The sequence below is a fragment of the Parvibaculum sp. genome (genome assembly GCF_002684405.1).
In the GTDB taxonomy this organism is placed as follows: domain Bacteria; phylum Pseudomonadota; class Alphaproteobacteria; order Parvibaculales; family Parvibaculaceae; genus Parvibaculum.
Genome location: NZ_NYVD01000109.1, coordinates 1 through 8,395 on the forward strand (window position 1 = coordinate 1; position 8,395 = coordinate 8,395).

Annotated in this window: 8 protein-coding genes; 2 read left to right on the plus strand and 6 right to left on the minus strand. The window is 63.3% G+C overall.

The features are described 5' to 3' along the window. Window positions 1-42: 42 nt before the first annotated feature. Window positions 43-1,107 (minus strand): carbohydrate porin, encoded by a 1,065-nt coding sequence (locus CMI59_RS10175; RefSeq protein ID WP_293328054.1) that lies wholly within the window; start codon window positions 1,105-1,107, stop codon window positions 43-45. 287 nt (window positions 1,108-1,394) lie between these two features. Here CMI59_RS10175 and CMI59_RS10180 point away from each other — a divergent pair, with 287 nt between their 5' ends. Both CMI59_RS10180 and CMI59_RS10185 read left to right on the plus strand, forming a co-directional pair. Continuing rightward, window positions 1,395-2,276: an MBL fold metallo-hydrolase gene (locus CMI59_RS10180; RefSeq protein WP_293328057.1), complete on the plus strand. Its 882-nt coding sequence runs from the start codon at window positions 1,395-1,397 to the stop codon at window positions 2,274-2,276. 177 nt (window positions 2,277-2,453) lie between these two features. Next, a complete protein-coding gene (locus CMI59_RS10185) occupies window positions 2,454-3,221 on the plus strand; it encodes a hypothetical protein (protein WP_293328060.1) in 768 nt (255 codons plus the stop codon). Here the strand turns inward: CMI59_RS10185 and mtnC are convergent. From mtnC to CMI59_RS10210, 5 genes are all read right to left on the minus strand, one after another. Continuing rightward, on the minus strand, window positions 3,218-3,934 hold the full coding sequence (gene mtnC, locus CMI59_RS10190; RefSeq protein WP_293328063.1) for an acireductone synthase: 717 nt from the start codon (window positions 3,932-3,934) through the stop codon (window positions 3,218-3,220). The two genes, CMI59_RS10185 and mtnC, sit on opposite strands and share 4 nt — an antisense overlap. Window positions 3,935-3,944: 10 nt before the next feature. Then, window positions 3,945-4,493, minus strand: a complete 549-nt coding sequence (locus CMI59_RS10195) for a cupin (RefSeq protein ID WP_293328066.1) — start codon at window positions 4,491-4,493, stop codon at window positions 3,945-3,947. Then, window positions 4,490-5,128, minus strand: a complete 639-nt coding sequence (gene mtnB / locus CMI59_RS10200) for a methylthioribulose 1-phosphate dehydratase (RefSeq protein ID WP_293328069.1) — start codon at window positions 5,126-5,128, stop codon at window positions 4,490-4,492. The genes CMI59_RS10195 and mtnB overlap by 4 nt, the downstream gene beginning before the upstream one ends. Before the next feature lie 79 nt (window positions 5,129-5,207). Beyond that, window positions 5,208-7,736 (minus strand): plasma-membrane proton-efflux P-type ATPase, encoded by a 2,529-nt coding sequence (locus CMI59_RS10205; RefSeq protein ID WP_293328072.1) that lies wholly within the window; start codon window positions 7,734-7,736, stop codon window positions 5,208-5,210. Window positions 7,737-7,828: 92 nt separating this feature from the next. After that, on the minus strand, window positions 7,829-8,395 hold a 567-nt coding region (locus CMI59_RS10210; protein WP_293328075.1), incomplete at its 5' end, for a TetR/AcrR family transcriptional regulator.

The window sequence follows — 8,395 nt, forward strand, 5'->3', positions numbered from 1 at the left end:
CAATCTGCCGGGCCCGTTTCACTTTTACGTCATGTCGCCGGATCAGATGTCGACGCCGACACGCACGCCGAAGATCACGACCGATTCGTCGATGGCCGTTCCCGTATCGTCGAAGCCGGGATTGTTCGTCCACTGAACGAGCGGCGTGATGTGCAGGTGCTCGATGGCGTCGTAGCGCGCATAGAGTTCGGCATTCGTCTCGTCGGAGAAGCCCGCGCCGAGATCGCCGGAAGCCGCCGTATGGGTGAGGCCGAGACCCAGCGTGACCGGTCCGAGCGGATGCTCCACCGCACCGCCGATGAACCAGGCCGCGGGCGAAACGCTCTTGTCGGCCATGCCGGCGCGGATGGACCAGCCGAGCTCATCCACATTGCCGTCGATGACGCCGTAAACGCCGTAATTGTTCTTGGTGCCGGCAGTGCCGTTCAGCCGTGCGAAATCGGCCGTATTCGTCCAGGCGCCGATACGGACCGCACCGGTTTCGCCCAGGCCCTCGACGGCCCATTGCAGTTCCAGCGCGCCGAAGATGCCCTTGCCCGTGTCGCCCACATCGAAAAGCTCGTCGTAATCGGCATCCGGATTGTCGGCGAGGCCGTTGGAGCTGCCGACGAGGGCGGTAATGCCGGGAAAGGCATCATGGCCTTCAAGCGCGACCACGCCGCCAAGCGTATAGTCCGGAAAGGCGATGGTCGGATTGTTGACCAGCGTCGCATTGAGGAACTGGCCGTGCTCGTCATTGGCCACTGCGCTCGCATCGAGCCAGGCCGTGGCGTCGATGAGGCCGACCGCCGCCGTCACATCGTCATTGCCGAACTGAAGATAGAACTCGGAAAGCTGAACGCGGCCATGACCATTGCCGTTCAGCGCGCTGCCGCTATCGGCATTCGCGTTCGGCACCAGCGAGGACACGCCATTGGCGCGCGGCGTGGTGCTGCCCTCCAGATGACCGACAAAGGCGAAATCGCCGAATGCATAGGTGCCGAAAAGATCGCCCGAAAGCGCCGGCTCGGGCCGGGCGCGGTCGTCACTCGCCGCAAGGAAGGTGCCCGTCAGGTTTCCTTCATAGGAAAAACCGTCTTCGGCCTGCGCAGCGCTCGTACCCGCCATGAAAATCCGGCCATGGCCATGCCGGCCAGTGCAAGCGTGCGGCCCTGTGCCCGGAGCGGCGCGCTCATTTGCTGGCGATATCCCATCTGAAACTCCATTTCTCTAAATTCCCCATCGCCGCGGCGGGCAGTGCCCCCTTCGGCCTACAGCGCGGCATTTCTAGAGATGGAAAGACGATATTGCAACTCATTCTGAGTTTCATAATCAGAATGACGCCCGAGGGCTTGATAAATAAGATATACCTAATATATAAATACTACCCGCTATGGTGGAAAAGGAGCCGTGCCATGACTCAGAAAACACCCAAAAAACCCGAAGTTTCCGCCTTTTTCGACGATGTGACGAAAACCGTCACCTATATCGTCGCCGACCGCGATAGCGGCAAGGCCGCCATCATCGACAGCGTGCTCGACTACGATCCGGCCTCCGGACGGCTCTCCACCGCCTCGGCGGACAAGGTGATCGAGGAGGTGCGCCGCCGCGACCTCACGGTGGAATGGGTGCTCGACACGCATGTCCATGCCGACCACCTGACCGCGACCCCCTATATCCGCGAGAAACTCGGCGGACAGTCCGGCATCGGCGAACATGTAAAGGACATCCAGAGCTATTGGCGTCAGATCTTCAATGCGCTGGACCTCACCCCGGACGGCAAACCCTATGACCGCCTGTTCGCGGATGGCGACACATTCAGCATCGGCGATATCGAGGCGCATGTGATCCACACGCCGGGCCACACGGCGGCCGACGTGACCTATGCGATCGGCGATGCCGCCTTTGTCGGCGACACGCTCTTCATGCCGGATTACGGCACGGCGCGCACCGACTTCCCCGGCGGGGACGCGCATGAGCTTTACCGTTCGACGCGCAGGATATTCGCCCTGCCGCCCGAAACGCGGCTTTTCATGTGCCACGACTATCTGCCCGACGGCCGCGCCGACCATCGCTGGGAAACCACCGTGGCGGAGGAAAAAGCATCCAACGTGCACCTTCGCGACGGCGTGGGCGAAGAGGAATTCGTCGCGACACGGCAGAACAGGGATGCCGGACTGGGCACACCGCGCCTGCTCTATGCCTCGCTGCAGGTGAACATGCGCGGCGGGAACCTTCCGCCCGCTGACGACAACGGCACCGTCTATTTCAGGACGCCGGTCAAAAACCCGGCCTGACCGGCCATCCGCGAATGACGCCTTTGGAGGGAGGACGGTCGGCGTCCTCCCTTTATTGCGTCAATACGGGCTCATTTCACCGCACTCAGCTTTCAGAACGAACTCAGTTGCACCGGTAAAGACAGTCTCTTTTCGGGATACTCGACGCGATTAACCCTATTTCGCGGGAGAATACCGATGCGCCGCCTATTGCCTGTTCTGGCCCTCACGATCCTGCTCGCCACATCCGCCTCTTTTCTCCGGCCGACGCCTGCGCCGGCACAGCAAACGCAGACAGCCGCGCAAGTGACCCCCGATCCCGCGGCACGCCTCCTCATCGATGACTACAACCGGAAAACGTCTGATGCGGACCTTTCCGAGCCCGCGCGCATTGCGCTCGCCAGCGAGCTGGATACGCAGCTCCAGGCCCTGCTGACCGCCGCCGCCGACAACCCCCAAAAGACGCGCGAGATCATAGCGGCAATGAAAGCGGCAAGGATCGGCCTTCCGCTGACCGATGAAGTCCGCTCCGTTCTGGAAACGGCGGGAAAGCTGGCCGCCGAAATCCGCGACAAGCAGGACGAAACGGCGATCGCCGGGATCGTCGAAGGGAATGCGGGTAACCCCGACGCCATCGCAGATGCCGTCGCCGACTACATCACCGGCTCCGACGACCCCGTCCGCACGACCGGCGTCGCAAGCCGAATGGCGGCCCAGCCGCAATATGACAGCGTGAAGCCCGCGCTCGGCACGGGTATCGGTCAGGCCATTGCCACGCTGGGCATCACCCAGCCCGCCCTGGCCGGCCAGATGCTGGCCGCCGCGCAGGAAGTCGATGATCCGGCGCTGCAAGACGCCATTGCCGAAGGAGAACAGGACGTAACCGGGACACCGACGCCCGGCCCATCGGAAGGCGAAGGAACCGAGCCGGACTCCACGCCGGAAAGCCCGGCCAGCCCGAGCTAACGCCCCGGCGAAAGTTGCGCTTCGACGGCGGTAAAAGAGCCGGCGACCGGCGCGGTGTCTTCCTGCGTCCAGGCATCGCCCGGCAATGCCCGGTCGAGCCGCACAGCCTTCAGCCCGGCCCCCTGCGCCGCCGCGATTTCGCCCGCATGATCGGAGAGGAAAAGAATTTCGCCAGGCGGGAAACCGGTCTCCCCCGCGATGGCGACATAGGAAGCAGCCTCCACCTTCGCGCCGATGGCGGTATCGAAATAGCCATCGAAAAGCGGCGTCAGATCGCCCTTGTCCGAATAGCCGAATATCAACTTCTGCGCCGCGACGGAGCCTGACGAATAGACGTAGAGCGACAGGCCTCGTTCCCGCCAGCGGCGGAGTTCGCCCGGCACATCGTCATAGACCTGGCCCTTGAGCGTCCCGCTTTCATAGCCCTCGCGCCAGATGAGGCCCTGCAGGCTTTTGAGGGGACCGGCCTTCCGGTCTTCCGCCATCCATTGCAGGAGAAGCGCGACCGTGCCCGCAAGGTCGAGATCCTCAGCACCCGCCAGCTCGCGCGCATCGGCAAGGGCTTTCGCCACGTCCGGCTCGTCCCTATGCACCTCGCAAAACGCCTGCAGTCGTTCCCGCGCATAGGGGAACAGCACCTCATGCACGAATTCGATGGGTGTCGTCGTACCTTCGATATCGGTCACGACGGCTTTCACGGCCTTGTCGGTCATGGATACTCCGTCAGACCTTCTCGAATTTCGGAAAACGCTCGGCAATGTCGTCGCCGGTGAAATGCCCGACCCAGCCATCCGGCGTGGTGAAAATGCGGATCGCGCAGAAATCCGGCGCGGGGCCGGTATCGAACCAATGCGTCGTGCCTGCGGGCACGGAAATAAGGTCGTTGCGCTCGCAGACCACGCGATAGACCTTGCCGCCCTTGCGCAGATAGAAAGCGCCTGCCCCTTCCACGAAAAAGCGCACTTCATCCTCGTCATGCGTATGCTCGGCCAGGAACTTCTTGCGCAGCTCGCCCGCCTGCGGATTGTCCGGCTTCACCCGCGCCACATCGACGCTTCGATAGCCGCCTTCCTTCATCAGCCTGGAGATTTCCGCGTCATAGGCCGCCAGCACCGCCGCCTGATCGGCGTCCTCCGCGAGAGAATGCGCCGCGTCCCAGCGTTCGAAATCCACGCCGATTTCCGCCAGCGCATCGGCGATTTCCCCGCCATCGCGCGTCTCACGCAGAACCGTCGCCGGGTCGGTGTCGGGATAAACCGTCAATCGGGTCATGGCCGTCCCTCCTCATAGAGTTGCGCCGTCAACAGAAACTCGAACGCCTCCATATGCCGCAACACATCCTGATAGGTGGCGCCCCAGACATAAAGCCCGTGCCCCGCGATCAGATAGCCGAAACCGGGCGGGCTTTCCCTCAGCCGTCTTTCGACAAGCATCGCCAGCCGGTCCGTATCCTGATCGTTCGGTACGATCGGCACCTCCATCACCGTCTCATGCGTGTGGATGCCGGAAAAGGCCTTGAGCAATTCCCAGCCTTCCAGCCGCAACACACCTTCCGCTTCATGGCGCCGCGACAGCAGGGTGGCGGCGAGTGAGTGGATATGCGAGATGGCGCCGATTTCGGGCGCATGGGCATAGCGCACCAGATGAAGCGGCGCCTCGGCGGAGGCCCGGGGATGTTTCGCGCCTGCGATTTCCGCCTCGATGACCTCGTCGCGGACAAGCGCCGCCTTGTTCGCACCCGTCGCCGTAACGGCGGCATGCGTTGCAGTCATGCGGACGGAAAAATTACCGCTGGTCGCGGGCACCAGCCCCTTTGCGCCGGCATAATGCGCCATGGCGATGACGCCATCGGCGGCGTCGGCAAAACTCAGGTCGGGCAAACTCAGGTCGGGCGATGTCTCGGCCATTCTCGGCAATGCTCCGCTGGGGCGTCGTTCACAGCGGAACATAATTCATTTCGCCGACGATGAAAGAGCCATGCCGCCGCTAGCGGTAGAGATGCGTTTCCACCCGCTCCAGATGACGGCGATTGCGCCGCCAGCCATGGGCGAAGAGACGATAAACGGCCACTTTCAGGGCGCTCGAGGTGATGAACTCCAGGAAGGCGAAGCCCCAGACCATGAGGGCGAGCTTCCAGCCGATGGGGGTCATGAAAACGCCATAGACCGCCGCGAGCGTGCCCACGAGCTGCGTCAGCTCGGCAGGTACGACGAGTTTCCAGCTCGGCCAGGGCCGGTCCCAGAGCCAGCCCTCATTGCGTGTGAGATAGATGGTCATGTGCCCCGCCACGAGGAGCTTCAGGAAGACCACGGTCTGCACCACGTCCGGCGGCAATTGCAGATAGTCGCGCGCGATCAGGAAAACGCCGAAACTCGCAATCACGCCATACCCGCCCAGCACACCCGCGATGATGCGGATGCGCGTCATGTCCCAGCGTACCGGACGCGGCGCGACGGGCGCATTGTCATAGGCGATCATCATGATCGAGAGGTCGTTCAGAAGCGCCAGCAGAACCACCATCACGGCGGTGACTGGATAAAAGTTGAAGAGCGCGATACTCAACGTCATGAAGATGAGGACGCGAATGGTCTCCGCGATGCGATAGGTCGCATAGCTCGTCATGCGCTCGAAGATGCGCCGTGCCTCTTCCACCGCGCGGGTGATGACGGAAAGTCCCGGCGCAGTGAGGACGAGATCGGCGGCGGCGCGGGCGGCATCCGTCGCGCCGCTGACCGCCACGCCCATATCGGCCTGTCTGAGCGCGGGCGCATCGTTCACCCCGTCGCCCGTCATACCGACGATATGGCCACGGTCCTGCAACGCCTCGACGATCTCGAATTTGTGCTGGGGAAAGACCCGGGCAAAACCGTCCGCCTCCAGCACGGCTTTCTCCGCCTGGCTGGCCTTGCCATTGCCGTCTTCGCCGAAGAGATCGCTTGCCACGAGAATATTCGAGCCGAGGTCGAGCTTGGCGGCGATCTCGCGCGCGATCGCCTCATGGTCGCCAGTGATCATCTTGACGTCGACACCGAGACTGCGCAATTCGGCGATGGTGGCGGCGCTGTCCTCGCGCGGCGGATCGAAAAGCGGCAACAGGCCGAGAAGCGTCCAATCGTCACCCTTCGCCGCGCGCGCAACGCCGATCATGCGCAGACCATGCGCCGCCGCCTCGTCGACCATCTTGCCGACGCGTTTGCGTTCTTCTTCCGAAGCATCGCAAAGATCGAGCATCACCTGCGGCGCGCCCTTGGCGACGCTGAGGCGCGTGCCGTCTTTTTCAAGATCCGCCTCCGCGCGCTTGGACACCGGATCGAAGGGATGGAAGGCGACGCGTTTGAAAGCGGAAAGCGATGTCCTGTCGGCGACGCCCGCCAGGATCGCGGTATCGATGGCATCCGGCGCCTCCGGATCGCAGGCCAGCGCCGCCGCCTCGATCAACTCATCGCCGCTCACCCCGTCGAGCGGCTGCAAGTCACCCAGCGTCAGCTCGTTCTTCGTCAGCGTGCCCGTCTTGTCGGAGCACAGAACGTCCATGCCCGCCATCTCCTCGATGGAAACGAGGCGTGCAACGATGGCGCGCAGCGCGGCGAGCTTTTCCGCGCCCACCGCCATGGTGACCGACAGAATGGCCGGCAGCGCCACGGGAATGGAGGCCACCGTCAGGATCAGCGCGAATTGCAGCGTCTCGAACAGCGGGTCGTGCCGGTAGAGCGCAATGATGACGGTGAAGGCGACGAGCGCCGCCGTGACGAGAATAAGAAAATTGCCGATGCGGAGCACCGCGCGCTGGAAATGCGAGACGCCCTTCGCCTTCTGAACGAGGCTCGCCGTGCGCCCGAAAAAGCTGCGCGGCCCCGTTTCGGTGACGACACCCGTGGCCTCGCCGAGCCGCGCGATGGAACCGGAAAAAAGCGTCTCGCCCATGCCCCGGTCGACAGGCAGCGACTCGCCCGTCAGCGCCGACTGGTCCACGCTCAGATAGTCGTCCTTCACGACGGTCATGTCGGCGGGCACGATGCCGCCCATCTTCACGCGCACGATATCGCCGGGCACAAGCTCGGCGGCGTCGATATCCTGCCAGCTGCCGTCGCGCAGCACGCGGGCGCGCGCCGCCAGCCGCTTTTTCAGAAGCTGGATCGCATTGTCCGCCTTGTAGTCCTGCCAGAAGCCGACAACCGCATTGACCGCGAGCATGACGAGGATGATGGCGAGGTCAGGCCAATGGCCGAGCGCGGCCGACAGGATGGCCGCGATCTCGATCATCCAGGGAATGGGGCCCCAGAAAAACCTGAAAAGGCGCAACAACAGGCTTTGATGTTTTTCCGCAAGTTCGTTGCGGCCGAATTTCTCAAGCCGCTGCGCCGCCTCGTCGGCGGCAAGGCCCTGCGCGGGATCCGTGCCGGATTCCTTCAGCAGCGCATCGATTGCCGCCGGATCGAGCTTTTTCTCATCCGGTTGCGCCTTGCGCGACATAGTTGTGTCGGGGCCACCGGCCGGGGACATGCTGTCCGGCATGACAAACCTCGCATTGCTTCATACCCGCTCGCCCGGGAGTGTGCGCCCGCAAACCGCGGATGCCAAGCATGCGATGCCGGATCGTCGCGGTGTCAGCTTTCCTGCGCGACGGCGCGGAAAATTTCCATGAGGCCCTGGGTCATGTCCTCCCGGGACTTTTCATAATCGGAAATCACCCAGCGCATGGCGACATGCACGATGGCGCCGACAAGCCCGGCCGCGACCACTTCCGGATCGGCCTTGCGGGCAACCGCCGCCTGCAGCAGTTCCGGCAAACGGTCGCGCACCAGATCGGTGAAAAGCTGCATGGCCGCGCGATAGATGCTCTCAAGCTCATGGCTCACGCCGATCACTTCCAGCAACAGGATGCGGGCGAATTTCGGATCCGCCTCGATCTTGTCGAAATAGGTGTCGATGAGGGCTCTGGCCTTGGCTTCCGGTTCCTGCGGCGCCGCCTCGATGGCCTCGTCCATCAAGCCGCCGATGATCTCCACCACGCGGTCGTAAACGGCTCCGAAGAAGGCCTCGCGATTGGCGAAGGATTCGTAGAAATAGCGCTCGGTCAGCCCGGCTTCCGCGCAGATCATCTTCACGGTCGCATGCGCATAGCCGACCGTACCGAAGCCCTCCAGCCCCGCCTCGATGAGCTGGCCGCGCCG

Excerpts from the sequence above, each read along its gene's own strand:
- CMI59_RS10175 (WP_293328054.1), bottom strand. The coding sequence starts at position 1,107 with ATGGCGGGTACGAGCGCTGCGCAGGCCGAAGACGGTTTTTCCTATGAA.
- CMI59_RS10180 (WP_293328057.1), top strand. The coding sequence starts at position 1,395 with ATGACTCAGAAAACACCCAAAAAACCCGAAGTTTCCGCCTTTTTCGAC.
- CMI59_RS10185 (WP_293328060.1), top strand. The coding sequence starts at position 2,454 with ATGCGCCGCCTATTGCCTGTTCTGGCCCTCACGATCCTGCTCGCCACA.
- mtnC (WP_293328063.1), bottom strand. The coding sequence starts at position 3,934 with ATGACCGACAAGGCCGTGAAAGCCGTCGTGACCGATATCGAAGGTACG.
- CMI59_RS10195 (WP_293328066.1), bottom strand. The coding sequence starts at position 4,493 with ATGACCCGATTGACGGTTTATCCCGACACCGACCCGGCGACGGTTCTG.
- mtnB (WP_293328069.1), bottom strand. The coding sequence starts at position 5,128 with ATGGCCGAGACATCGCCCGACCTGAGTTTGCCCGACCTGAGTTTTGCC.
- CMI59_RS10205 (WP_293328072.1), bottom strand. The coding sequence starts at position 7,736 with ATGCCGGACAGCATGTCCCCGGCCGGTGGCCCCGACACAACTATGTCG.